Annotated in this window: 21 protein-coding genes, 1 tRNA gene and 1 pseudogene; 7 read left to right on the top strand and 16 right to left on the bottom strand. The window is 69.9% G+C overall.

The features are described 5' to 3' along the window. Window positions 1–61: 61 nt before the first annotated feature. The 5 genes from E3O57_RS14055 to E3O57_RS14035 form a co-directional block, all read right to left on the bottom strand. A complete protein-coding gene (locus E3O57_RS14055; protein ID WP_103478589.1) occupies window positions 62–958 on the bottom strand; it encodes an ABC transporter substrate-binding protein in 897 nt (298 codons plus the stop codon). A gap of 226 nt (window positions 959–1,184) precedes the next feature. Then, window positions 1,185–2,213 carry an iron-siderophore ABC transporter substrate-binding protein gene (locus E3O57_RS14050; RefSeq protein WP_103461821.1) on the bottom strand — a complete coding sequence of 343 codons (1,029 nt, stop codon included), beginning with the start codon at window positions 2,211–2,213 and terminating at the stop codon, window positions 1,185–1,187. A 69-nt stretch (window positions 2,214–2,282) separates the two neighbouring features. Then, complete coding sequence (locus E3O57_RS14045) at window positions 2,283–3,137, bottom strand: ABC transporter ATP-binding protein (protein ID WP_103478588.1); 855 nt, start codon at window positions 3,135–3,137, stop codon at window positions 2,283–2,285. Beyond that, the gene (locus E3O57_RS14040; protein ID WP_241990425.1) at window positions 3,137–4,204 is read right to left on the bottom strand and encodes an iron chelate uptake ABC transporter family permease subunit; all 1,068 of its coding nucleotides are present in this window, start codon (window positions 4,202–4,204) and stop codon (window positions 3,137–3,139) included. The genes E3O57_RS14045 and E3O57_RS14040 overlap by 1 nt, the downstream gene beginning before the upstream one ends. Continuing rightward, entirely contained in the window at window positions 4,201–5,280 is a 1,080-nt protein-coding gene (locus E3O57_RS14035; protein ID WP_103478587.1) for an iron ABC transporter permease, read from the bottom strand. Before E3O57_RS14035 ends, E3O57_RS14040 begins: the two co-directional genes overlap by 4 nt. A gap of 56 nt (window positions 5,281–5,336) precedes the next feature. Between E3O57_RS14035 and E3O57_RS14030 the strand changes: the two genes are divergently transcribed. Continuing rightward, a complete protein-coding gene (locus tag E3O57_RS14030) occupies window positions 5,337–6,203 on the top strand; it encodes a PhzF family phenazine biosynthesis protein (protein WP_103478586.1) in 867 nt (288 codons plus the stop codon). 203 nt (window positions 6,204–6,406) lie between these two features. Here the strand turns inward: E3O57_RS14030 and E3O57_RS14025 are convergent, their stop codons facing one another. After that, window positions 6,407–7,294 carry a sulfurtransferase gene (locus E3O57_RS14025; RefSeq protein WP_103478585.1) on the bottom strand — a complete coding sequence of 296 codons (888 nt, stop codon included), beginning with the start codon at window positions 7,292–7,294 and terminating at the stop codon, window positions 6,407–6,409. 70 nt (window positions 7,295–7,364) lie between these two features. On the opposite strand from E3O57_RS14025, the gene E3O57_RS14020 reads away from it, so the two are divergent. Then, window positions 7,365–8,573, top strand: coding sequence for an MFS transporter (locus E3O57_RS14020; protein WP_088456982.1), 1,209 nt, complete (start codon window positions 7,365–7,367; stop codon window positions 8,571–8,573). A 66-nt stretch (window positions 8,574–8,639) separates the two neighbouring features. Here the strand turns inward: E3O57_RS14020 and E3O57_RS14015 are convergent, their stop codons facing one another. After that, on the bottom strand, window positions 8,640–9,560 hold the full coding sequence (locus tag E3O57_RS14015; protein WP_103478584.1) for an SDR family oxidoreductase: 921 nt from the start codon (window positions 9,558–9,560) through the stop codon (window positions 8,640–8,642). Between the two features lie 124 nt (window positions 9,561–9,684). Between E3O57_RS14015 and E3O57_RS14010 the strand changes: the two genes are divergently transcribed. Further along, window positions 9,685–10,503 (top strand): aldo/keto reductase, encoded by an 819-nt coding sequence (locus E3O57_RS14010; protein WP_174776346.1) that lies wholly within the window; start codon window positions 9,685–9,687, stop codon window positions 10,501–10,503. Window positions 10,504–10,575: 72 nt separating this feature from the next. Here the strand turns inward: E3O57_RS14010 and E3O57_RS14005 are convergent, their stop codons facing one another. From E3O57_RS14005 to E3O57_RS13995, 3 genes are read right to left on the bottom strand one after another with little or no spacing between them, the layout of a single operon-like run. Then, window positions 10,576–11,562, bottom strand: a complete 987-nt coding sequence (locus E3O57_RS14005; RefSeq protein ID WP_103461828.1) for an aldo/keto reductase — start codon at window positions 11,560–11,562, stop codon at window positions 10,576–10,578. A 46-nt stretch (window positions 11,563–11,608) separates the two neighbouring features. Then, on the bottom strand, window positions 11,609–12,481 hold the full coding sequence (locus tag E3O57_RS14000; protein WP_198416843.1) for an alpha/beta fold hydrolase: 873 nt from the start codon (window positions 12,479–12,481) through the stop codon (window positions 11,609–11,611). Between the two features lie 23 nt (window positions 12,482–12,504). Further along, window positions 12,505–12,717 (bottom strand): hypothetical protein, encoded by a 213-nt coding sequence (locus E3O57_RS13995; protein WP_103478582.1) that lies wholly within the window; start codon window positions 12,715–12,717, stop codon window positions 12,505–12,507. A gap of 163 nt (window positions 12,718–12,880) precedes the next feature. On the opposite strand from E3O57_RS13995, the gene E3O57_RS13990 reads away from it, so the two are divergent. The 3 genes from E3O57_RS13990 to E3O57_RS13980 all read left to right on the top strand — a co-directional run bounded on the left by E3O57_RS13990 (window position 12,881) and on the right by E3O57_RS13980 (window position 16,629). Next, window positions 12,881–13,825 (top strand): DUF4349 domain-containing protein, encoded by a 945-nt coding sequence (locus E3O57_RS13990; protein WP_165787857.1) that lies wholly within the window; start codon window positions 12,881–12,883, stop codon window positions 13,823–13,825. Window positions 13,826–13,835: 10 nt separating this feature from the next. Further along, window positions 13,836–15,026, top strand: a complete 1,191-nt coding sequence (locus E3O57_RS13985) for an acyl-CoA dehydrogenase family protein (protein WP_103478580.1) — start codon at window positions 13,836–13,838, stop codon at window positions 15,024–15,026. A 67-nt stretch (window positions 15,027–15,093) separates the two neighbouring features. Next, a complete protein-coding gene (locus E3O57_RS13980) occupies window positions 15,094–16,629 on the top strand; it encodes a threonine/serine exporter ThrE family protein (protein WP_133160357.1) in 1,536 nt (511 codons plus the stop codon). A 57-nt stretch (window positions 16,630–16,686) separates the two neighbouring features. On the opposite strand, the gene E3O57_RS13975 is transcribed toward E3O57_RS13980, so the two are convergent. Both E3O57_RS13975 and E3O57_RS13970 read right to left on the bottom strand, forming a co-directional pair. Then, a complete protein-coding gene (locus E3O57_RS13975; protein WP_133159699.1) occupies window positions 16,687–16,932 on the bottom strand; it encodes a hypothetical protein in 246 nt (81 codons plus the stop codon). 427 nt (window positions 16,933–17,359) lie between these two features. Continuing rightward, complete coding sequence (locus E3O57_RS13970; protein ID WP_103461831.1) at window positions 17,360–18,496, bottom strand: hypothetical protein; 1,137 nt, start codon at window positions 18,494–18,496, stop codon at window positions 17,360–17,362. 205 nt (window positions 18,497–18,701) lie between these two features. On the opposite strand from E3O57_RS13970, the gene E3O57_RS13965 reads away from it, so the two are divergent. Then, window positions 18,702–20,009: a hypothetical protein gene (locus E3O57_RS13965; protein ID WP_103478578.1), complete on the top strand. Its 1,308-nt coding sequence runs from the start codon at window positions 18,702–18,704 to the stop codon at window positions 20,007–20,009. Here E3O57_RS13965 and E3O57_RS13960 read toward each other — a convergent pair. From E3O57_RS13960 to E3O57_RS18745, 4 genes and pseudogenes are all read right to left on the bottom strand, one after another. Further along, window positions 20,006–20,785 carry a hypothetical protein gene (locus E3O57_RS13960; RefSeq protein WP_103478577.1) on the bottom strand — a complete coding sequence of 260 codons (780 nt, stop codon included), beginning with the start codon at window positions 20,783–20,785 and terminating at the stop codon, window positions 20,006–20,008. The two genes, E3O57_RS13965 and E3O57_RS13960, sit on opposite strands and share 4 nt — an antisense overlap. Before the next feature lie 117 nt (window positions 20,786–20,902). Then, on the bottom strand, window positions 20,903–21,316 hold the full coding sequence (locus tag E3O57_RS13955; RefSeq protein ID WP_103478576.1) for an ankyrin repeat domain-containing protein: 414 nt from the start codon (window positions 21,314–21,316) through the stop codon (window positions 20,903–20,905). A gap of 156 nt (window positions 21,317–21,472) precedes the next feature. Next, a tRNA-Ala gene (locus E3O57_RS13950) sits at window positions 21,473–21,548 on the bottom strand. Between the two features lie 46 nt (window positions 21,549–21,594). After that, window positions 21,595–22,042, bottom strand: a pseudogene (locus E3O57_RS18745) (hypothetical protein); the annotation flags it as partial.

Genomic DNA, 22,042 nt, shown 5'->3' with positions numbered 1-22,042 from the left:
TCCTGCGCAGTGGCACTCCAGCGGAGTCGTCGATGCCCCAGGTCAGCGAGAACTTAGGGGATCAGCCGTTCGCGGCTGCGTTGATCGTGATCTCGTCCACGCCACCGTCCGTGACACCCCAGGCATCGAGGATGGCCGTGTAGCTGCCGTCGTCGACCATGGACTGCAGGGCGGCCTGCACGGCGGCGGTGAGTTCGGAGCCCTTGGCGACGACCATGCCGTACGGGGCCTCGTCGAAGGTGTCGCCGGCCGGCTGCAACTTGTCGCCGGTCTGGGCGATCGCGTACAGGGTGACCGGGGAGTCGGCGCTGAGTGCGTCGGCCTGGCCGAGCACGACAGCGTTGGCGACGTCGGCCTGGGTGTCGAACTTGAGCTTGTCGATCGGGGGCTTGCCGGCGGCCACGCAGGCGTCGCTCTTGGCGGGCACCTCGTCGGTGTCCTCGAAGGTGGCGGTCTGCACGGCGACCTTCAGGCCGCAGGCGTTGTCAGGGTCAACGTCGGTGCCCGTCACCGACGCCCACTGGATGCCGGCGTTGTAGTAGTTGACGAAGTCGACCTGCTCCGCGCGCTCCGGGGTGTAGGTGAACGAGGATGCTCCGATGTCGGCCTTGCCGCCGGCCACGCTCGGGATGATGTTGTCGAACTTCGCGACCTGGAACGTCGGCGCCAGGCCGAGCTTGGCGGCGACGCCGGCGGCGAGCTCGATGTCCCAGCCGATCGGGTCGCCGGCCTCGTTCTTGAACTCATTCGGCGCGTAGGTCGGTTCGGTTCCGATGAGCAGGGTGCCACGATCAGCCACCTCAGCCGGGACCAGTGCCGCTGCCGCGTCGTCTTTCGTGATCGCAGCGGCACTGCTCTCGGGCGACCCTGACTCCGCCGGAGTCGAATTGTCGACGCATCCGGTGAGCGTCAGAGCCGCCACGGCAGCGAGGGCGGGGAATACGTATCTAGCGCGCATGGCACAACCTTTTCCTGGGTCTCGACGCTTCACAGGATCGAGTCGACTGAGCGCTCCGCGGATTGTACGACTGGAGTGAACCTGAAACACCCCTGCGCTGGGGTACGGCTCGTACGATCTCGGCTTCGAAATCAGTCGAAACGGAGGCATGTCAAGGTTACCGTGCTCAGGGCAGCCCGTGCTCCAGGCTGCCCTCGCTCCCGGTCGCCCTCGCTTCAGGCCGCGATTACTTCGCGGCGTCGGCGGCCAACGCGGCCACCGAGAGCTGCGCGACGTAGTCGTCGATGCCCCAGGTGAGCGAGAGACCGGTGGGCGGGGAGACCGAGGCGACGAAGGCCGCGCCGACCGGCGACGCCACTGCATTGTTCTGCACCTGCGGCATGACCTGCGCGTAGCCGGCGTTCAGGAACGCGTCGGATTCCTCCTGGGTGGCGGCGAAGTTGACGATCACGTCGCTGGTGAGCTTGTCGAGCTGCTCGTAGCTGATCGTGTAGAAGAAGTCGGACTCGCCATTGGCGAGTTCGGCGACGCTGGGGGCGCTCTCAAAGCCAAGCTCGGTGGCGAAGGTCACGCGCGGGTCAGCATCCGTGTAGACGTAGAACACGCCGGCGGTGTCGGAGGTCAGGGCGACGGTCTTGCCGTCGAACTCCGGATGCGCCGCGGCCTTCTCGGCGATCGTGTCGTCGATGTCGGCGAGCAGGGTGGTGGCCTCGTCGGACTTGCCCAGGGCCGTGCCGGTGATCTCGATCAGCTCGCGCCAGTCGGTGGACCAGGGCTCGTCGGGGTAGGCCACGACGGGGGCGATGTCGCTGAGCAGTTCGTACTGCTCCTCGGTGACACCGGAGTACGCGGCGAGGATCACGTCGGGCGCGGCGGCCGCGATCTCCTCGTAGGGGGGTTCGGTGGAGTCGGAGAGCACGGTGGGCACGTCTGCGCCCTGCTCGTCCAGGGCTTCCGCGATCCACGGCAGCACACCGTTCTCGTCGCCGCCGTAGGCCTGGAAGGGGATGGCGACGGGCACGACGCCGAGGGCGATGGCGTCGTCGGCGCTGCCCCAGCCCCAGGTGACCACCCGGGTGGGCTCGGCGTCGATGGTGGTCTCACCGAAGGCGTGCTCGATGGTGACGGGGAACGCGCCGCCGGCCGCGGCATCCGAGCCGGCGTCGCCGTCGGAGTCGGAGGCGGAGCATCCGCTGAGCGTGAGGGCGGCGATGGCCGCGGTGGCGGCGAGCACGGTGGTCAGACGTCTGGGCACAGGTAACTCCGGTTCTGAGGGGCGGAAACGACCGCCGATGTTTAGGGTAGCCTCACCTAATATAGCGGGTCAGGGGCTTCCGTGGAACCGTCCGATGGGCACGACCAGGGGTGAGCCGCAGACCGGGTCGGCGATGACGCGGGCGGTGAGCCCGAAAGCCTCGAGCACGACCGCCTCGGTGAGCACCTCGGCCGGGGGGCCCTCGGCGATGATGCGCCCGTGCCGCATGACGACAAGCCTGTCGGCGTATCGGGCGGCCAGGTTCAGATCGTGCAGCACCATCACCACCGTGGTGCCCTGCTCGTGGTTGAGCTCGTGCAGCAGGTCGAGCACCTCCACCTGGTGGGTGACGTCGAGGAAGGTGGTGGGTTCGTCCAGCAGCAGGATGTCGGGTTTCTGCGCGAGCGCCATGGCGATCCAGACGCGTTGACGCTGGCCGCCGGAGAGTTCCTCCATGCGCCGGGAGGCCAGCTCGAGGGTCTGGGTGGCGGCCATGGCCTGGGCGACGATGGCGTCGTCGGTGCTCGACCAGTGCCGGAACCAGCCCTGGTGCGGGTACCGGCCGCGGCCGACGAGGTCGGCCACGCCGATGCCCTCCGGGGCGATGGGCTGCTGGGGCAGCAGGCCCACGACGGTGGCGACCTGACGGCTGGGCAGGCCGGCGATGTTCCGGCCGTCGAGGGTGACGGTGCCGGCCTGCGGCGGCAGCAGCCGGGCGAGGCCGCGCAGCAGCGTGGACTTGCCGGACGCGTTGGCGCCGACGATCACGGTGATCGCGCCGGGTTCGATGGCGAGGTCGAGGTTGTCGACGATGCGGGTGCCGTCGTAGCCGAGGCTGAGGCCGGTGGCGGTGAGGGCGTGGCGAGCGGATGCGGCGGACTCGGCGGCGGGCTGAGCGGTGGTCTGGCCGGTGGGCTGGGGCATCAGGCGCCCTTTCCGATTCGGTTCTGGGTGGCGAGCAGCCAGAGCAGGTAGGGGGCGCCGATCGCGCCGGTGATGATGCCGGCCGGCAGTTCGAGTGACCCCGGCAGCAGGTGCTGGGCGGTGAAGTCCGCGACGGTGGTGATCAGCACGCCGATCAGGGCCGCCGGTAGCAGGGCCAGACTGCCGGTGCCGACGACGCGTCGGGCGATGGGTGCCGAGACGAAGGCGATGAACGCGAGCGGACCCACGAACGCGGTGGCGAGGGCCGCGAGGGCCACGGCCGTTACGAGCAGGGCCAGCCGGGAGCGTTCGGCGCGCACGCCGAGGCTGCTGGCGGTGTCGTCGCCCAGCTGCAGCATCCGCATCCGCCCGGCGAGCAGCCCGATGGCCGGCAGCAGCACGGCCAGGAACCCGGCGAGGACCGCGATCTCGGACCAGCGGGCGCCGCTGACGCTGCCGACCAGCCAGGTGAGGGCGTCCTGCGCGTTGCGGAGGTCGGCTCGGGAGAGCAGGTAGCCGAGCAGGCCCTGCACCATGAATGCGACGCCCACACCGATGAGCACGAACCTGTAGCCGACGACGCCGCCGCGCCAGGCGAGCAGGTAGATGGCGGCGGCCACGACCATGGCGCCGGCGAAGGCCATGAACGAGGTGGCGACACTGCCCAGGCCCAGCACGAGCATGCCGAACACGGCCGCGGCGCTGGCACCACCGGTGACGCCGATGATGTCGGGGCTGGCCAGGGGGTTGCGCAGAACCGTCTGGAACAGCCCGCCGGAGATCGCGAAGGCCACGCCGACGAGGACCGCCAGGGTCAGCCGAGGCAGCCGCAGCTTGAACACTATGAAGTTCTCGCTGCTGGACCCCTGACCCACCAGGGTGCGCAGCAGGTCGGGCACGCTGAGGTTGTATGCGCCCACCATCAGGCTCATCGCGGCGACCAGCAGTACCAGCACGGCCAGGACCAGCACGATGCGGCGTTCCCGGCGGTGCCGCAGGGTGCGGGCCAGCGCGAGCGGGGCGGCATCCGCTACGGCCCGGGTGGATGTCGTCACGGTGGCGCTCACAGGCCGGCCAGCTTCACGCGGCGCACCAGGGCGATGAGCATCGGGGCGCCGAGGAACGCGACCACCAGGCCGGCCTCGATCTCGCCGGGCCGGGCGATGACCCGGCCGAGAACATCGGCGGCTAGCAACAGCACCGGGCCGAGCACCGCGGAGTAGAGCAGGATCCAGCGGTAGTCCGGGCCGGTGAAACGGCGGGCGATGTGCGGCACGGCCAGGCCCACGAACACGATCGGTCCGGCCATGGCGGTGGCGGAGCCGCAAAGCAGCACCACGGCGACGGCGCAGACGATGCGGGCCGCCACGAGGTTCTGGCCGAGCCCGCGGGCCAGGTCGTCGCCCAGGGCGAGCGCGTTGAGCATCCGCCCGGCCAGCAGGCAGAGCAGCACCCCGAGGCCGATGAACGGGGCCAACTGCAGGGTGGAGCCGAGGTCGCGGGCCACGAGGGAGCCGGCCGACCAGAACCGGTACTTGTCGAAGGCGGCCGGGTCGCTGAGCAGCACGATGGTGATCAGCGAGGTGAGTGAGGCTGTGAGCGCGGTGCCGGCCAGCGCGAGTTTGACCGGGGTGGCGCCCTCGCGGCCGAGCGAGCCGACCACGTAGACGATCACGGCGGCCACGAACGCGCCGGCGAAGGCGAACCAGACGTAGCCGAGCGCCGAGGTGACGCCGAACCAGGCGATTCCGGCGACGACGAAGAGCGAGGCGCCGGCGTTGACGCCGAGCAGACCGGGGTCGGCGAGCGGGTTGCGGGTGATGCCCTGCATGAGGGCGCCGGCCAGGCCCAGTGCGAGGCCGGCGAGCAGGCCGATGGCGGTGCGTGGCACCCGCAGGTCGAGCACCACGGTGTGGTCGGTGATGCCGAGGTCGGGGCGCAGCAGCGCCTCGAGCACGGTGCCCAGCGGGATCGACCGGCTGCCCACCACCAGGGAGGCGGCCACGGCGAGTGCCAACAGGAGCACGGCAATGCCCAGTCCGACGAGCTGACGGCGGCGGGGCACCCGCAGCTCGTTCCCGGCCGCGGGCACGACCGAGCCGCGGGCGGGCGCGCCCGTCCCCGGAGCCGCTGAGGTAAGCATTACCTAAGTATGACAGCCTCGACCTGAGCAGTCACCGGCGCTGGCAGTATGAACCCATGACCGTGCCCGTGCTGCGTTTCGCCGCCTTCACCGATCCGACCCTCACCGATGCGGCGGTCGGGGGAAATCCAGCCGGCATCGTGCTCGACGCGAGCGGCCTCGACGACGCGGCGATGCAGGCCGCCGCCGCCGAGGTCGGCTACGCCGAAACCGCGTTCATCACGGTGCCGGGGGTGGACAGTGATCCGCGCAGAAGCCGGCTGCGCTACTTCTCCCCCGTCGCCGAGGTGCCGTTCTGCGGGCACGCCACCATCGCCACGGCCGTGGCGCTGGCCGGCCGGGACGGTGTCGGCCCGTTCACGTTCGACACCAGCGTCGGCACCATCATCATCGAGACCCGCACCACGGATGCCGGCCTGTCCGCATCCTTCACCAGCGTTGAGCCCGACGTGCGGGCCATCGCGCCCGAGGTGCTGACCGAACTACTCGGGCTGCTCGGCGTCTCGGTTGCGGCGCTGCACCCGGAGTACCCGCCGTTGCAGGCCTTCGCGGGCAACTGGCATCCGGTGCTGGTCTTCGCCGATCAGGCCGGGTTCGACGCCTTCACCTTCGACCCGGCGGCCATGCGCCGTCTGATGGATGCCCAGGGCTGGGCGGGCACCGTCACCACCCTGTCGGTTCTGGGCGTCGGCGAGTTCGAGGCACGCAACCTGTTCCCGGTCGGCACTCTCAGCGAAGACCCGGCCACCGGCTCGGCCGCCGCCGCGGTGGGCGGCTACCTGCGCGAGCTCGGGCTGGTGATACCGCCGGCGCGGGTGGTCATCCACCAGGGCCGGCACGTGAACCGGCCGAGCCTGCTGCTCGTGGACGTGCCCGTCGCCGGCGGCATCGTGGTGAGCGGTACCGCGACCCAGATCGCCTAGCCGCGCGGCGGGACAGCCCCGGCACGCGCCAGCCCTCGCGGCACGCGCCAGCACCGGCGGCATGCGCTAGCCCTCGCGGCACGCGCCTGCGCCGGCGGCACGCGTGAGCCCCGGCGGCACGCGGTGTAACACGTGCCGCCGGAGGTACTGCGGGCCGCCAGGACCAAACCGGGCCGCGACGCTGCCGAACCGGCGAGAGGGATCTACCCGCGGGCGGATGCCTCACCGGGCGCGTCCCCGGTCGCAACCGGCCGGCCGGGCAGGTTCGACCACTGCGACCAGGAGCCGGGGTAGAGCGCCGGGGTGAACCCGGCGAGGGTGAGCGCCACCGCCTCGTGCGCGGCCGTCACGCCGGAGCCGCAGTACACGCCCACGTCGTAGCCGGGCGTCTCCGGTCCACCGCCAGCCTCCCGGCCGGGCACCCCGAGCGCCTCGAACCGGGCCCGCAGCTCCGCCGCCGGCAGAAACCGCCCCTCAGCATCCAGGTTGGCGCCCGTCGGAGCGCTCACCGCGCCCGGGATGTGGCCGGCGCGCGGGTCGATCGGTTCGATGTCGCCCCGGTAGCGTTCGGCGGCCCGGGCGTCCAGCAGCACGCCGTCCTGCGCGAGCGCGGCCGCGGCATCGGCGTCGAGCACGGGCAGGGCGCCGAGGGTCAGTGTCACCGAACCGGCCGGCACCGGCTCCTCCCCCTCCACCACCGGTAGCCCGGCGGCGCGCCAGGCGGCCAGGCCGCCGTCGAGCAGACGCACGTCACGCACCCCGGCGTGGCGCAGCAGCCACCAGGCGCGGGCGGCCGACATGTTGCCCAGGTCGTCGTACACCACGACGGTGTCGCCGTCGTTCAGACCCCAGCCGCGCGCGGCGGCCTGCAGGTCGGCCGGTGCGGGCAGCGGATGCCGGCCGTCGGCCGGCTCGCCGTGTCCCGCCAACTCGGAGTCCAGGTCCACGTACACGGCGCCGGGCAGGTGCCCACGGCGGAACTCGGCACGGCCTGGAGGGCCGCCGAGCTTCCACCGCACGTCGAGGATGCGTGGAGCCGGGCCGACGACGAGGAACGCAGCCAGATCGGCCGCCGAAATCAATGTGTGCACCCGTTCACGTTAGCCGGGCGGGTACCCCCGCTGCGCTGGGAAGCTCGCCTCGGCCATAGACTAGACGGTTGTGAGCAGCTACTGGACCCTTCTGAAAACCCCCGGCGTGGCCCGACTCATCGCAGCCCAGCTCACCGCCCGATTCCCGTTCGGGATGCTCTCGCTAGCGTTCCTCATCCACATCGAAAAACTCTTCGACTCCTACGCCGCCGCCGGCCTGGTTCTGGCCGCCATGAGCATCGGCCAGGGCATCGCCGGCCCGCTCACGTCCCGGCTGATGGGCCGCCTGGGCATGCGCCCGGTCCTGATCACCACCATGGTGATCTGCACCGCCGCGATCGTCACGATGGCCCTGGTGCCACTGCCCGTGGTGGGGCTGATGATCGTCGGCTTCATCGCCGGGCTGTCGATGCCACCCATCCAACCCGCCGTGCGCACCATCTATCCCAAGGTGGTCAACTCCCGCCAGCTCACGCCGCTGTTCTCCCTGGACGCTTCCGCGCAGGAGATCATCTGGGTGCTCGGCCCCGTCATCGCCACCTTCGTGTCCATCCAGGTCAGCAGCACAGCGGGCATCCTGCTGGCCGCGTTCTTCCTCGTGGCCGGAGGCATCTGGTTCGTGGTCCTGCCCGAGGTCGGACGGGTGCGCATCCCCCGCAGCCGGCGCAAGCTCGGCGTTGTGCTCAAGAAGCCGGCGGTGCTGCTGAGCACCATCGTCGGCTTCATGCTCCTCGCGGCCTGCTCCGCCCTGGAGGCGGGGGTGGTGGCCGTTTTCGGCCACGGCAGCGCCAACGCCGGCTGGGTGCTCGGCATCTTCGCCATCGGGTCGCTCATCGGCGGTCTCGCCCTGGGCCACCTGCCGATCGGACCGTGGGCGCTGGCATCGCGGATGCTCATCGTCACCTGCGGCCTGGCCCTGGCCAGCCTGTGGATGAACTTCTGGTGGCTCTCCGGGGCCCTCGTCCTGGCCGGCATCGGCATCGCGCCCGCGTTCGCGGTGCTGTTCGGCATCGTCTCGGCGAGCGTGAAGTTCAGCGACACCGCCGAGGCGTACGGCTGGATCGGCACCGGCCAGCTCATCGGCGCGGCACTCGGCTCGGCCCTGGCCGGGTTCGCGATCGACCACTCCGGGGCGGCTGCGGCCATCTACGTGGCCGCCGGGTTCGCGGCGCTGGGTACGATCATCCCCGCGCTCGGCCGCCGCTGGCACCCTGACCTGCGCGGACGCGACGCGAGCCCGATCCCCGACACCGAACCGATCAGCATCCAGGTTTCCTGACTCCATCTCCCTCCCTCGCGAACTGTGATTTGAGCCCTAAAAACTCGAGTTCCTGGGGCTTTTGTCTCAGTTCGCGAGGCTGAAACCGCCATCGCTGGTGAGAACCTGGCCGACCAGCCAGCGGGCCTCCGTGGTGCACAACCACGCGATCAGGCGGGCGGGATCGGTTGGCTCGCCGAACCGGCCGAACGGGAGGGTGCGCAGGTACTCGAGCATGCCGTCCAGGGGACGGTCGGTGGTCTCCGGATCGAGATAGCCGGTGTTCACCGGACCGGGATTGACGGTGTTGAGCAGGATGCCGCGGTCCAGCAGCTCGCTGGCCACGGTGGGAGTGAGCCCGGCCAGAACCGCCTTGCTGGCCGCGTACGCGACTTCGCCTGGCATCGGCCCGTGGATCTGACCGGAGGTCAGCCAGATCACCCGCCCCGTGGCGAACTCGTCGATGGCGGCGGCGGCCGGATCGCCGCGTTCGCCGGGACGCCGCGGCGTCTGCACCGCACCGACCGGGCCGGCCGCATCCGAGCCGGCCGCATCCGGGCGGGCCGCGAGGCCGAACTGCTCGGCGAAGGCACGGGTGAGCAGCAGCGTGGAGCGAGCGTTGACCTGCCAGTGCCCGTCGAGCATCGCGGCGGTCATATCGAAGATGGAGCCGTCGCCGCCGCTGCGGGCGTGGTTGGCCACGAGGATGTCGACCCGCCCGGTGAGGCCGACGGCCGCGCGCATGACCAGCGTCGCGGCATCCGGCTCGGCCAGGTCGGCGCTCACGTCACCGAACACGGCGCCCTCGGTCAGCGCCGAACGGATACCGGCCCGCACCGCGTCGAGGTCATCACCACCCCAGGGCTGCGCGTCGTCGTGCGGGGCGAAGTGTTGCACGAAGACGCTGGCGCCCAGCTCGGCAAGCCGCACCGCCACCGCGTAGCCGATGCCCTTGCGCCGCGACACCCCGGTCACGAGCGCCGTCCTACCGTGCAGTGCGGGTTCCATCCCCCGAGACTAGGCCTCGCCGGCCCGCGAACCGTGAGCCAGCACCACGTTTCCGAGACTTTCGAGGCTCGGCTCACAATTCGCGAGGGGCGGGCCGGGCGGGCCACGGGGTTTAATGAAAGGCATGGACCACACGCTTCTGCTGAACGACGGCCACACCATCCCCCAACTCGGGCTCGGGGTCTACAAGATCCCGGATGCCCTCGCGGCGGGCACCGTGCAGATCGCATTGGAAGCGGGATACCGGCACGTCGACACCGCGGCGTTGTACGAGAACGAACGCGGCGTCGGCGAGGGACTGGCCCGCGCCGCCCTCCCCCGCGCCGAGGTCTTCGTCACCACCAAGGTCTGGAACGACCGGCACGGCTACGACGAGACCCTGCGCGCGTTCGATGAAAGCCTGGCCAAGCTCGGCCTGGACTACGTCGACCTGTACCTGATCCACTGGCCGGCGCCGCGGCAGGACCGCTACGTCGACACCTACCGCGCCCTGGAGACGATCAAGGCCGACGGTCGCGCCCGCTCGATCGGGGTGTCGAACTTCCACACCCACCACCTGGACCGATTGTTGGCCGAGACCGACATCGTGCCGGCCGTCAATCAGGTGGAGCTGCATCCGTGGCTGCAGCAGACCGAGGTGCGCGCGTACAACGCCGCGCACGGCATCCTCACCGAAGACTGGTCGCCGTTGGCCCGCGGTCGCGCGATCGGCAACAACACCCTCGACGCCATCGGCGCCAGGCACGGCAAGTCCGCCGCGCAGGTGGTGCTGCGCTGGCACCTCGACCTCGGCGACGTGGTGATCCCCAAATCGGTGACCCCGTCGCGCATCCGCGAGAACCTCGACGTCTTCGATTTCACCCTGGATGCCGCCGACCACGCCACCATCGCGGCCCTGGACGCGGGCGAACGCACCGGCAAAGACCCCGACGACCTCGGCTAAGCCCGCGAACTGTGAGAAAAGCACCCTCCCAGCGCGTGGGAAGGTGCTTAGCTCACAGTTCGCAGACGGGACCTACCAGCGCTCGTGGATGGACTCGCGAAGGAGGCGGTCGTAGATGGACTGCACGCCGACCATGAACTCGTCGGGCAGCTGCGGCACGGCGCCGGCGGCCGCATTGCCCTGCGCCTGCGCCACCGACCGGGCACCGGGGATCACCGAGGACACCCCGTCGATCTGCGCCACCCAGGCCAGCGCGGCCTGAGCGGGCGTGAGGCCCTCCGGCACCAGCGCGGCGAACTCGGTCGCGGCGATCAGGCCGGTCTCGTAGTCGACGCCGGAGAAGGTCTCGCCCACGTCGAAGGCGCTGCCGTCGCGGTTGTAGTTGCGGTGGTCGTTCTCGGCGAAGGTGGTCTCCCGGGTGTACTTGCCGGTGAGCAGCCCGCTGGCCAGCGGCACCCGGGCGATGATGCCCACCCCGGCGGCGCGGGCGGCCGGCACAACCTCGTCGAGAGGCTTGAGCCTGAACGCGTTGAGGATGATCTGCACGGTGGCGATGCCGGGCCGGGCGATGGCTGCGAGCGCCTGCTCGCAGGTTTCCACGCTCACGCCGTAGTTGGCGATCACGCCCTCGTCGACGAGGGTGTCCAGGGCGTCGTAAACCTCGCCGGATTCGACGACCGCGCTCGGCGGACAGTGCAGCTGCACCAGGTCGAGGGTCTCGGTGCCGAGGTTTCGGCGGGACCGCTCGGTCCACTCGCGGAAGTTCGCGAGCACGTAGTTCTCCGGCAGCTGCTCGGCCCGACGGCCCATCTTGGTGGCCACGGTGATGTCAACGCCGGGGGCGCCGTGCTCGAGGAAGTGCCCGATGATCTGCTCGCTCCGGCCGTCGCCATAGACGTCCGCGGTGTCGAAGAAGGTGACGCCGGCCTCAACGGAGGCGGCGAGCACGGCGGTGGCGTCGGCCTCGGTGACGTCGCCCCAGTCGGCGCCCAGCTGCCAGGTGCCCAGTCCGATGACGGAGACGGTACGGCCGGTTCTGCCCAGTGTTCGTGTATCCATATGTCAAGCCTAACCACGCGCTTCGGCGTTGCCGGGAGGCCGCAGGTCAGCGCGTCACTCTGGTTGCTGCCGGTTCCGCCGCGGGTGCACCGAAACCGTCGATCACCCTCACCAGCACCTTCGCGATGCGGCGGCGCACGATGTGATCGTTGGCCTCCACGCGGTGGGTGGTGACGTGCCGCATCCGCTCCACCACCCGCAGGCTGCCCGGCGCCACGAAGGCGTCCAGCGCTCCGTAGATCAGGTCGACGGGGATGCGCAGGCCGGCGATGTCGCTCACCATGGTCTGCGATTCGATGCAGTGCTCCAGCGACTTCACGAACGGGGTCCAGGTGTCCTCGGTGAGTTCCAGGATGCCCTTGGGCAGCAGCCGGCCGAGCACCGCCGCGTTGGCGAGGGTGAAGTCCTTGTTCGACCGCAGGAACTCGTAGGCGCGGAGGTACGCGGTGACCCTGGCGCGCACCCACGGGTCGCCGATGTCGGCGGGCGAGAGATAAATCGGCGGCCCGACGAGCACCAGGCGGGAGACCCGCAGGCCTGGTCGGGTGTACCAGCGGTGCTCGGCGGCGTACCGGGTGGCGATCAAGCTGCCGAGCGAATGCCCGACCAGCACGAAGGGCTCCCGCAGGTTCAGCGCCCGGATGGTCGCGGCGAGCGCCGCGACATGGTCGTCGAGGGTGTACTCGCAGTCCGGCGGTGCCGGCGAGGCGCCGTGGCCGAGGATGTCCACGGCGATGACCCGGTGCCCGGGGGCCAGCATCGGCACGACTTTGCGGAAGGTCACCGCGGTGGACGCGATGCCGTGCACCAGGATCACGACGGGTCCGGTGCCGGTGTCCGTCTGGATGAACAGGTGCGGAGCGCGGCGCCGACGGAGCGCATCCGTCAGCGCCGCCCAGCGTCCGCGGCCCGCGGCCACGGCGCCGCCCCCGGCGGCCGCGGCTAGCGCAGGCCTTCCTTGTAGTCGTTCTTGGCCTTGGTGGAGTCCCGCTCGGCCTCGGCGTGCTTGACCTCGGCCTCGGCCTTCTTCACCTCGGCGTCGGCCTTGGCTTCGTCGAGCTTGTCTGAGACGCGCCCCTTGGTGTCTTCCGCCGCGCGTCCAATCTTCTGGCCGGTGGCCGCGAGGGCGTCTTTGGCGTCGTCTGCGAATCCCATGGTTCCTCCTAGAGCGAGAACTGAACAGTCTTTTCGTACAACGGCGCCGCAGAAACCGGCGCCACTTCGAGCGTACGACGCGGCCCAAGGTCGAGACTCGATTGTGATCCGACTCCCAGAAACCATCCAGATAGCGGATACGGCCCGACCCTACAGTTGGCCCATGAGCAACAGCACGGAGACCCAGGGTGTGGCGCAGGGCGTCCAGGCACGGCGGCCCCGCCGCCTGAGAACATGGGTCGGCGTGACCGGCGGCCTGGCCATCATCGGGTTGCTCCTGGCCGGCTGCACCTCCCTCGGTTCGCAGAGCGCCAGCGACTCCGGCTACCGCTCCGAGTCGATGGATTCCGGCACCGTACCCGGCCAGCTGCCCGCGCCGGGCGAGGTCGTCGCAGGGGATGTCGCGGAGGATGCCGCGGGCGAGGCCACCACCGCCGATCGCTCGGTGATCACGACGGGATCGGTGTCGCTCACCGTGGCCGACCCGATCCGGTCGGCCGAGAACGCCGCGATGATCGTCGAAGAGGCCGGCGGCCGCGTCGACAGCCGCACCGAAACCCCCGAAACGGAGAACCAGTCCGCCAGCGCGAACCTGTCGCTGCGCATCCCCGTCGGCGACCTCGACCGCACCCTCGACGCGCTCCGGGCCCTCGGCACCGTGAACTACGTGTCCCTGAATTCCTCCGACGTCACCCAGCAGAGCCAGGATCTGGACGCCCGGATCACGGCGCTGCGCACCTCCGTCGACAGGCTGCTGGCCCTCATGTCGCAGGCGACGACCACCACCGACCTGATCGCCATCGAGAGCGAACTCTCATCCCGCCAGGCCGAGCTGGAGGGCATGCAGTCCCAGCGCGACTACCTCACCGACCAGATCGAGTACTCCACCATCGGCCTCGAGCTGTACTCCACCGGCACCGTCGCCCCCGGCGCCCCCGATAATTTCTGGACCGGCGTCGTGGCCGGCTGGAACACCCTGGTGACGGCGCTCGGCGCCCTCCTCGTCGGCGTCGGATTCGCCCTGCCCTGGCTCGCCATCCTGGCGGTGGCCGGCGGGATCGTGTTTCTCATCGTGCGTCTGGCCACGCGAAAGGAAAAGGCTACGTAGGCTTGCAGGTGTGACCGAATCTTCCCGCCCCGCACCGACCTCCCCCGCCTCCGGCGCGGTGCTCGACGACGCCCTCCTCGGCCGCATCCGCTCCCGTGCCGCAGCGCACGACGCCGCCAACACCTTCCCGTTCGACGACGTCGCCGAACTCGCCGCCGCCGGCTACCTGCGTGCCCTGGTGCCCACCCGCTTCGGCGGCCTGGGCCTCACCCTGCCGCAGCTGGCTGCCGAGCAGTCCCGGCTGGCCGCGCACGCCCCGGCCACCGCCCTCGCGGTGAACATGCACCTGGTCTGGACCGGTGTCGCCAAGGCCATGCACGACAGGGGCGACACCGCCCTCGAGTTCGTCCTCACCGAGGCCGCGCAGGGCGCGATCTTCGGCTTCGGGGTCAGCGAACCCGGCAACGACCTGGTGCTGTTCGGCTCGTCGACGGATGCCGCACCGCAGCAAGGCGGTGGCTACAGGTTCACCGGCACCAAAATCTTCACCTCCCTCTCCCCGGTCTGGACCCAGCTGGGCACCATGGGCCTGGACAGCTCCGATCCGGCCCGGCCGCTGATCGTGTGGGCGTTCCTCGACCGCGCCGACCCCGGCATCACCCGGAAGGACGACTGGGACACCCTCGGCATGCGCGGCAGCCAGAGCCAGACCACCCTGCTGGACGGGGCCTCCGCCCCTGCCGACCGGGTGGTGCGCACCCTCCCGCCCGGACCGGTCAACGACCCGCTGATTTTCGGTATCTTCGCCACCTTCGAGATTCTGCTCTCCAGCGTGTACACCGGCATCGCCCAGCGGGCGCTGGAACTCGGGGTTGCGGCCGCGAAACGGCGCCGCTCGGCCAAGAACGACGGTCGAGCTCTCGCGCAGGATCCGGACGTCCGCCGCCGCATCGCCGAGGCGGCCCTGCTGCTGGATGCCCTATACCCGCAGATTCAGACGCTGGCCCGCGACGTCGACACCCTCGTCGACCACGGCCCGTTCTGGTTCGCCAGGCTGGCCGGCCTCAAGCACCGCAGTGTGGAGAGCGCCAAGGAGGTCGTGGACCTGATGCTGCGGGTGAACGGCGGCGCCAGCTACTTCACCGGCGACGAACTCGGCCGGCTGTACCGGGACGTGCTGGCCGGGCTGTTCCACCCCTCCACCGCCGATTCCGCCCACGCCACCGTTGCCACCGCCTGGCTCGGCCCGCTCGATGACTGAGCAGCCGCGCACGTTCCCTCCCCGCATCACCGATCCTCGAAGTGTTGAAGTTGTCCAGTTGACTGCCGTGCCCCCCTCCTCTCCCCCCACGAACACCAAACCGGTGCCCGTCGCCGCGACGACCGCACCCATCCCCAAGCAGCCCTACCGGGCGCCGCACCCCACCACCCCCCGCCCGGTCACCACCAGCATCCCGATCCTGCGCGCCGATGCCACGGGCATCGCCGCCGTGCGCGCCTACGAGGATGCGCCGAGCACCTCCACCGTCGCGGTCCCGGTCATCGACATCGCCGCGTACACCCGGTCGGTGCTCGACCTCACCATGCGGCTGGCCGAGGTGATCTTCGCCTCCGGCGCCGGAGCGGAAGACGCCACGGCGGCCATGCTCGCGCTGACTCGCGCGTACGGGCTGCGCGGCACCGAGGCGAACATCACCCACACGATCATCACGCTCACCCACGAAGACCAGTCCACCCACGAATCCATCTCCCGCAGCCGTGACGTCAAGTACCGCACCCTCAACTACGCCAAGCTCACCGCCACGTCGGAGCTCATCGCCGACCTGATCGAAGAGCCCACGGATGTGCCGGAGGCCCGCAAACGCCTGGCCACGATCGTCTCGTCGAAGCCGCAGGTGACGCTGCTGTACCGTCGGATCGGCTGGAGCCTCGTCGGCGCCGGCGCCGCCGCGCTCTTCGGTGGCAGCCCGGTCGTGATCATTGCCGCGTTCGTCGCCGGATTCGTGATCGACTTCCTCACCACCGCGCTCGACAAACGGCGGGTGCCGTTGTTCTACCAAACCGTCGTCGGCGGGGCCATCGGTCCGATCTTCGCCGCAATCGTGCCCCTGATCGATCCCGGCGCCAGTCCGTCCCTCGTCGTGGTCGCCACCATCATCATGCTCCTGGCCGGGGTGACCACCTTCGGCGCGGTGCACGACACCCTGTCGGGGTTCTACCTCACCGGCACGGCGCGGCTCATCGAGGCCCTCCTCATCACCGGTGGTCTGGTCGCCGGTGTGGCCGGCTCCTCGCTGGTCCTGGCCCGGTTCGGGCTCGACCTGGGGATCAGCGCGGATGTGCCCGCCTCCCTGGGTGTCGTGGCAATCCAGTTGGTCGCCGCGGTGGTCATCGTGGCGGGCTTCGCCCTGGGTACCCAGGTGCCGTGGCGGGCGTTCTGGGTCGTCTGCCTGCTCGGCGCCGTGGCCGAGGCGGTTTACCTGGCCGCCAGCAATGCCGGGTTCGGCCTGGTCTGGTCCTCCGGCGCGGCGGCGATGGGTGCCGGGCTCCTGGCGGCCGTCGGCGCACGCCTCGTGCGCACCCCTCCCCTGGTGATCGTCGTCTGCGCCCTGGTTCCCCTGGTGCCGGGCCTGGCGTTGTTCCGCGGGCTGCTGCAGATGGCCGACGGCGATATCAACGGGCTGCTCAACCTGCTCACCGCCGGTGCGATCGCGGTCGCCCTGGCGGCCAGCGCCATCCTGGCTCAGCTGATCGTGCAGTACGTGTGGGGCCCCGGCCGCAGCCTGCAACGTCGTTTCGTGGGTCCGCTGATGGCACTGCCCGTGCGGCTGAGCCGCAGCTCCAAGCCGGGCGCCCGCATCTAGCCCTGCACACCGGCGGCAGCGCTTCCCGCGCTGCCCCCGGTGTGCAGGTCCGAACGGCTAGTTGGGCACATCCCCCACCGCGGTCTCATCAGACACGTCTTCGTCGACGAATCGGTACGGGATGGGTTCCTCGGTCTCCCGGCCCTTGCGGTAGGTGCGGGTGATCGTCTGGCCGTTTTCGACGGCTTCGAGCACCACCACGTCCTGGTATCCCCCGTTGGCGAAATGCAGTTCAATCTCGGTGCCGGACCCGATCACGTTCGGACCGAATAGCACTGCTTTGTACGTTTCCTGTGCGCTCATGATCTCCCGGCTCTCCGTACGACTTCTCGTCCCAGCGACGAGGAGCCTCATCGCAGACAGCCTACGTCGACACCCTCCAAAGGCACAGGCCCCGCAGAGGCCCCCAATCGGGCCGTGTCGGGGGCGGCGTTCAGGCACGCCCTCGTCTCAAGATGCCCTTTGTGTCGAACCCGCGTAGGGTCAGAACATCCGTGCCGCCCAGGTTCAGGTCGAAGGAGTACACATGGCTGACAAATCACCCAAGAAGGATGCGACCAAGAAGGTCGCCGGCAAGTCCCTGAAGGAAAAGCGCGCCGACAAGCAGCTCAAGTCCGCTGAGACCGAAAAAGCCCGCAAGCGCTAACTCGTCTCCGGCCGGGCGCAACGCGCCCGGCGCACGAACCTCACCGGTGTCGCCTGCCTGCAGGCGGCACCGGTTTCGTGTGCGTCAGACCATGAAACGCACCCCCGCGGCGACAGCACCGCCGCCGGGCATGTCATCGGCCCGCACCGCGAAGATCTCCGCCCCCGACAGCAGCGCCCGCCGCAGGATCTCGTCGACGACACCGTAGGTGATGGCGTCGTCCTCCGCGCTCAGGGTGACCGCCCCGGTTTCCTCGTCGACCAGCCCCGGCACGCTCTGGTCGATGTCCACGAACAGGGTGTCGACCGCGCCGTAGGTGGCGGCTCGCGCCACGTCGCTGAGGTCGGTGACGGCCCGGCCGTGCGCGGCCCGGCGGGCCATGCGGTCTTTGAGTCCGTCCAGCTCCGCCGCGTAGAGCTCGTCCAGGATGCCGCGCGCCGCCCGCCCCAGCTCCTCGTCCGGGGTCTCTTCGGGGTTGCCGGGGATGATCGCCTCGGTGAGGTTGGGGTAGCTGTTCACCGAGCGGTAGATGCCGGCCAGGGGTTCGGCGGCGGCGAGGATCAATGGCAGGTCCACGCCGCTGAGCACCGGCCGCAGAGCCCGGTCGATCGCCCGCGCGTATTGGCGCATCCGCACCTTCTGCCCTTCGGCGCCCTGGATGCGGCCGCCCATGATGTGGCTGTCCTGGGTGCGGCCGTTGATCGAGGGCAAGCCGACCGCGTCGGCGACGTCGCTGGGCAGCCCGGGCACCGAAACCGCGTAGACCGGGCTTTCCGCGCTGATCTCCAGCAACCGTACGGAGTTCTGCGCGAGGGCGAGCACAAAAGCGGCCTGCGGGAACGTGACCGCGCGCAGCAGCGGCTTGAGGTAGAACCGGTCCGAGACCTCCAGCGCCCCGCCGAGCCGGTTTGGCAGCCGGAAGGTCCGCACGCTGTCCGGGGTGGCGAAGATCGCCAGGCTGTACGACAGTGACCGCCAGAAATCCGAGTCCTGGATGAGGTCGTCGAGGGTTTCCTGCAGTTCCTCGATGGGTCCCTTGTCGGTGCCGGCATCGCGCAGCTGTTGTACGGCCTCCGTCAGCCGGTTTTTCAGCTCCATCCTGGCCTTTTCGGACTCCTGGGGCAGCGGGCTGGTGCTGAGGTAGATCGAGACGCACGGATGTTTGCGCACCGTTGCGAGGGTGTCGACGTCGTCTCGGGTGGGTATGTCGGTGTGCAGCACGAATGGGCTCCTTTGATCCGGGTGCCCACGTGCCGCCCCCGCTCGACCGTGAGCCTCTTCTCCGGCCACTCTAACCACTCGGTTGACTTCCCATAAGGGTGTCAGCGGACTGCGCTCGCTGGCGATACCGTTGACTCGCGCGCATGAACAAGGGGGCTCCATCCGCACTCGAAATCGCACCACACTCACAACCACGGTCGCTCTGGTGGCGCTCACCGCCGCCGGCCTCACCGGATGCTCCTCGCAGGGCATCGCGGCCGAGGGTTGGCTCGGCAGGAGCCAGATCGTCGACAGCACGGAGATGGCCCTGACCGGGTGCTCCCTGATGTGTGATCCGGAGGTTGCGGGCACCATCCGTGAATCCGCCACCCCCGCCCAGGTTCGTGACCTGAGCGAGGCCGCGACGGACTACCTGTCCTCGCACGGGGGCGACGAGGTGGGCATGACCCTGACGTACGGGAAGGTGAGCTTCGAAATCGGGGGGACGCGGGATGAAACCGCCACCCTGGTCGACTTTGCACTCACGGCGTACTCTGACAGCCGGGTGTCCTCGGCGTCCGCGTATGGATCAGGCCGCCAGGTGTGGGGGCCGGAGGCCGACCTCGTGACGATGTTCCAGGAGTACGGGGGCACCGAAGATTTCGCGCTCAGCGTCCTGTCTGACAGTGGGGACGACAACCACGACACCACTTTCTCACTCAGCACGGACTCTGACCGGTGCGATACCTCTGAGTCGCTGATCGCCGAATTCGACAGGCTCCTTCGTGATCCAGCGGTCACTTCACTGAGGCTGGATCTGTGCACGAGACTCGCGGTGACCGTCACTGACGAACCGAGTGTTGACCCGATGGTCGCCCAGGTTCAGCTCTTGGCGTCCAATCCGGAGTACTCGGCGATCGAGTTCAGCGTCGCTACCGAAGAGGGCGTTCCCTACTCGATCACCGCTGAGACTCCCCAGATGGACGCTTTTTTCACCGTGCTGGACTCCACCCCCGGAGTGGCCTCTTACTCCCGCACGGACTGGGTGCTCAGCGTCGAGGTCTCCGACCCCGCACTCTTCCGCTCGGTGGCGGCAATGATCGAAGCGACACCCCTCCCCTCGTTCATCTCTGAGACCCTGGTCAGTCACGCCCAGGTGTCGGTCTACCTGAACGGTGACGGCACGTTGGCTGCCCAGTTCACCACCGCCGAATCCATCCTCGCCTCAAACGCCGCACGAGCCGCCGACCACCAGATCTCATTCGGCTCTCGGCCTCATGGCACCTTGGACTTCAAGCCGATGAATTACGACGAGGAGGCGGGGCGGGCGATCGTTGACGCCGTCATCGCCGGGGGGCTCTGGAAGACGACGAGTACGAAAATCGCGGTCCTCGGCGATTTCGTTGACTTCACGGTGACGGCGGACCCCGGGTCGAACCGCTTGGAGGTGACCAAGACCAATGAGGCGCAAGAGACCACCCGCCTCATCGAGGAGCTCGACGGCTACTGGGCCGCCCAGACCGGTCTGGGCTAGTCGCCCGGGTCGCGGTTCAGCAGCGCCGCCACGGCCGCCGCCCCACGGATCTCTGCGACCATAGTGAGGATCTCGTCGACGAGGGCGGCAGTCACCCCCGCCGTGACGATGCTGTGCGGGCCGAGCGACTCCAGGCCGTCGGCACGCACCCGGATCACCGCCCAGCCCACCTCCTCCAGGGCCGCGTCCTTCTCCCGGTCGGAGACCTCTTTGAGGCCGCGGTGCGCGGTCTTGTCGCGGCCGGGTGAGTCGTACTCGATCGCGACCTTGACGGCGGGGATGATGATGTCCGGCCACACCTCCGGCTTGCCGTAGAAGGTGCGGTTGATCCGAATCGCGTTCACCCGGTGCGGCAGAGCGATGCGATCACCCAGCAGCATCCGCAGCCTCTGTTCGGCCTGCGAGGTGCGAGTCTTCAGGCCGGGCTTCATGAACGGCACGCCGCCCTCGAACCGGGCCGCCGGGGCCCGCGCATTCCGGGCGCAGTTGGGGCAGCCAGGGCCGGTCAGGGTCTCCCGCACGCTGGCCTGGTACCGGGAGTGCCCGCGGCTGCAGATCCACTCGTAGCTTGCCCCGATGCGGGTTTCCCGCGCCAGGGCGGCCCGTCCGTTCGGGGCCACCCGGCGCAGCAGCTGGTCCCGGGAGCGCCGGGTCTCCGCGAGCAGCATGCACAGCGGGCACTGCCGCTGCACGGTGACGCGCGCCTCGGCCGCATCCGCGCCGTGCCCGCAGCGGAACCGCACGGTGGTTCCCGCCGGTGTCGCTTCCTCATTCATCCCGTTGCCCGGCTTCCGCTCTCGTGTCGTTGACCGTCACGGTAGCAACGACGACCGACAGCGGCGGCGCCTCCCCAGGCGAGGGGCGCGGTGAGTTGCGGGAGCGTGGGGGCCGAGTCAGGCGCCGGTGTGCGCTTCGATGACCGCGCGCATCCGCGGCAGTGCGAACTGGTCGGCGATCTGGATGCCCGAATGGCTGCCGAGATCCGGGTCGGCGCCCGCTGTCAGCAGGTCGACGAGGATCGGCTCGTTGTTCCGGAACACGGCGCAGGCCAGGGCCGTCTGACCCATGCCGTTCACGATGGCGGTGTCGGCACCGCGGCGCAGCAGCTCCTGGACGGTCTCGCGGTGCTGCCCGTATGCGGCCACAATCAGCAGGCTGTCGCCGCGACCGTTGACGAGGTCCAACGGCACGCCGGCGTCGAGCATCTCGCCCAGCGGGCCGGTGCGACCGTCCCTGGCGAGTTCGAAGACACCCTCGACGACGGCCGCGGGCGGCACTGTTGCCGGCTGGTCCTGCTGGGCTGTCATGGTCGTCTCCGGTCGTCTCAGACACAGGAACCGCCGGGCCCCTGCGGCTCGGCCGGTCCCGGCAGTGCCCAATTCTACCGGCGCGGCACACTGCCGCGGATGTTGACACCAACACAGAAGGACCGCAGCCCGGGGGCCGCGGTCCTTCTGTTTCAGTGGTGGAGCTAAGGAGATTCGAACTCCTGACCTTCTCATTGCGAACGAGACGCGCTACCAACTGCGCCATAGCCCCAGACTGCGTATTTACAATATCACGCGAGTGCGGCGCTTTCGAACCGTCAGCCGACGGCGCGGCGGCGGCGGAGCACCGCGTCAAGGTCGGTCATGCCGGGTTCGGTGTCACCGATGATGCCCATCTTGGCGAACCGGCTCGGCGCCGCTTGCGGGGCGGTCTTGGCGGCGGGGGCGGTGCCACGGGCGACCACCGGGCGGGTGATCGGGGTGACCTCGGACGGGGCGATCGCCTCGGCCATGGCCAGCGCGCGACGCTGCAGTTCGGCTTCGGCGGCGGCCTGGCGCAGTTGGGCGGCGGCATCCACCGACGCCATCGCGGCCTGGGCGATCGAGCCCGGCGACAGGTGCAGGGGCTTGGGCAGCGGCTGCGGGGTCCACGGGCTGGGCTGGACGACGGGGGCCTCGTCGACGAAATGCACGGGCTCGAAACGCTGGCCGCGGGCGCCGGCGGGCGCGCGACGGCCGGCGGCAGCGGCGTCGGCATCCGCTGCA

This window comes from Cryobacterium sp. TMN-39-2, assembly GCF_004402745.1.
Lineage (GTDB): Bacteria > Actinomycetota > Actinomycetes > Actinomycetales > Microbacteriaceae > Cryobacterium > Cryobacterium zongtaii.
The sequence above is the reverse complement of the archived record's forward strand: the minus strand, read 5'-3'. Positions and strand labels throughout refer to the sequence as shown.

Excerpts from the sequence above, each read along its gene's own strand:
- E3O57_RS14055 (WP_103478589.1), bottom strand. The coding sequence starts at position 958 with ATGCGCGCTAGATACGTATTCCCCGCCCTCGCTGCCGTGGCGGCTCTG.
- E3O57_RS14045 (WP_103478588.1), bottom strand. The coding sequence starts at position 3,137 with ATGCCCCAGCCCACCGGCCAGACCACCGCTCAGCCCGCCGCCGAGTCC.
- E3O57_RS14035 (WP_103478587.1), bottom strand. The coding sequence starts at position 5,280 with ATGCTTACCTCAGCGGCTCCGGGGACGGGCGCGCCCGCCCGCGGCTCG.
- E3O57_RS14030 (WP_103478586.1), top strand. The coding sequence starts at position 5,337 with ATGACCGTGCCCGTGCTGCGTTTCGCCGCCTTCACCGATCCGACCCTC.
- E3O57_RS14015 (WP_103478584.1), bottom strand. The coding sequence starts at position 9,560 with ATGGAACCCGCACTGCACGGTAGGACGGCGCTCGTGACCGGGGTGTCG.
- E3O57_RS14010 (WP_174776346.1), top strand. The coding sequence starts at position 9,685 with ATGGACCACACGCTTCTGCTGAACGACGGCCACACCATCCCCCAACTC.
- E3O57_RS14005 (WP_103461828.1), bottom strand. The coding sequence starts at position 11,562 with ATGGATACACGAACACTGGGCAGAACCGGCCGTACCGTCTCCGTCATC.
- E3O57_RS13995 (WP_103478582.1), bottom strand. The coding sequence starts at position 12,717 with ATGGGATTCGCAGACGACGCCAAAGACGCCCTCGCGGCCACCGGCCAG.
- E3O57_RS13990 (WP_165787857.1), top strand. The coding sequence starts at position 12,881 with ATGAGCAACAGCACGGAGACCCAGGGTGTGGCGCAGGGCGTCCAGGCA.
- E3O57_RS13975 (WP_133159699.1), bottom strand. The coding sequence starts at position 16,932 with ATGAGCGCACAGGAAACGTACAAAGCAGTGCTATTCGGTCCGAACGTG.
- E3O57_RS13960 (WP_103478577.1), bottom strand. The coding sequence starts at position 20,785 with ATGAATGAGGAAGCGACACCGGCGGGAACCACCGTGCGGTTCCGCTGC.
- E3O57_RS13955 (WP_103478576.1), bottom strand. The coding sequence starts at position 21,316 with ATGACAGCCCAGCAGGACCAGCCGGCAACAGTGCCGCCCGCGGCCGTC.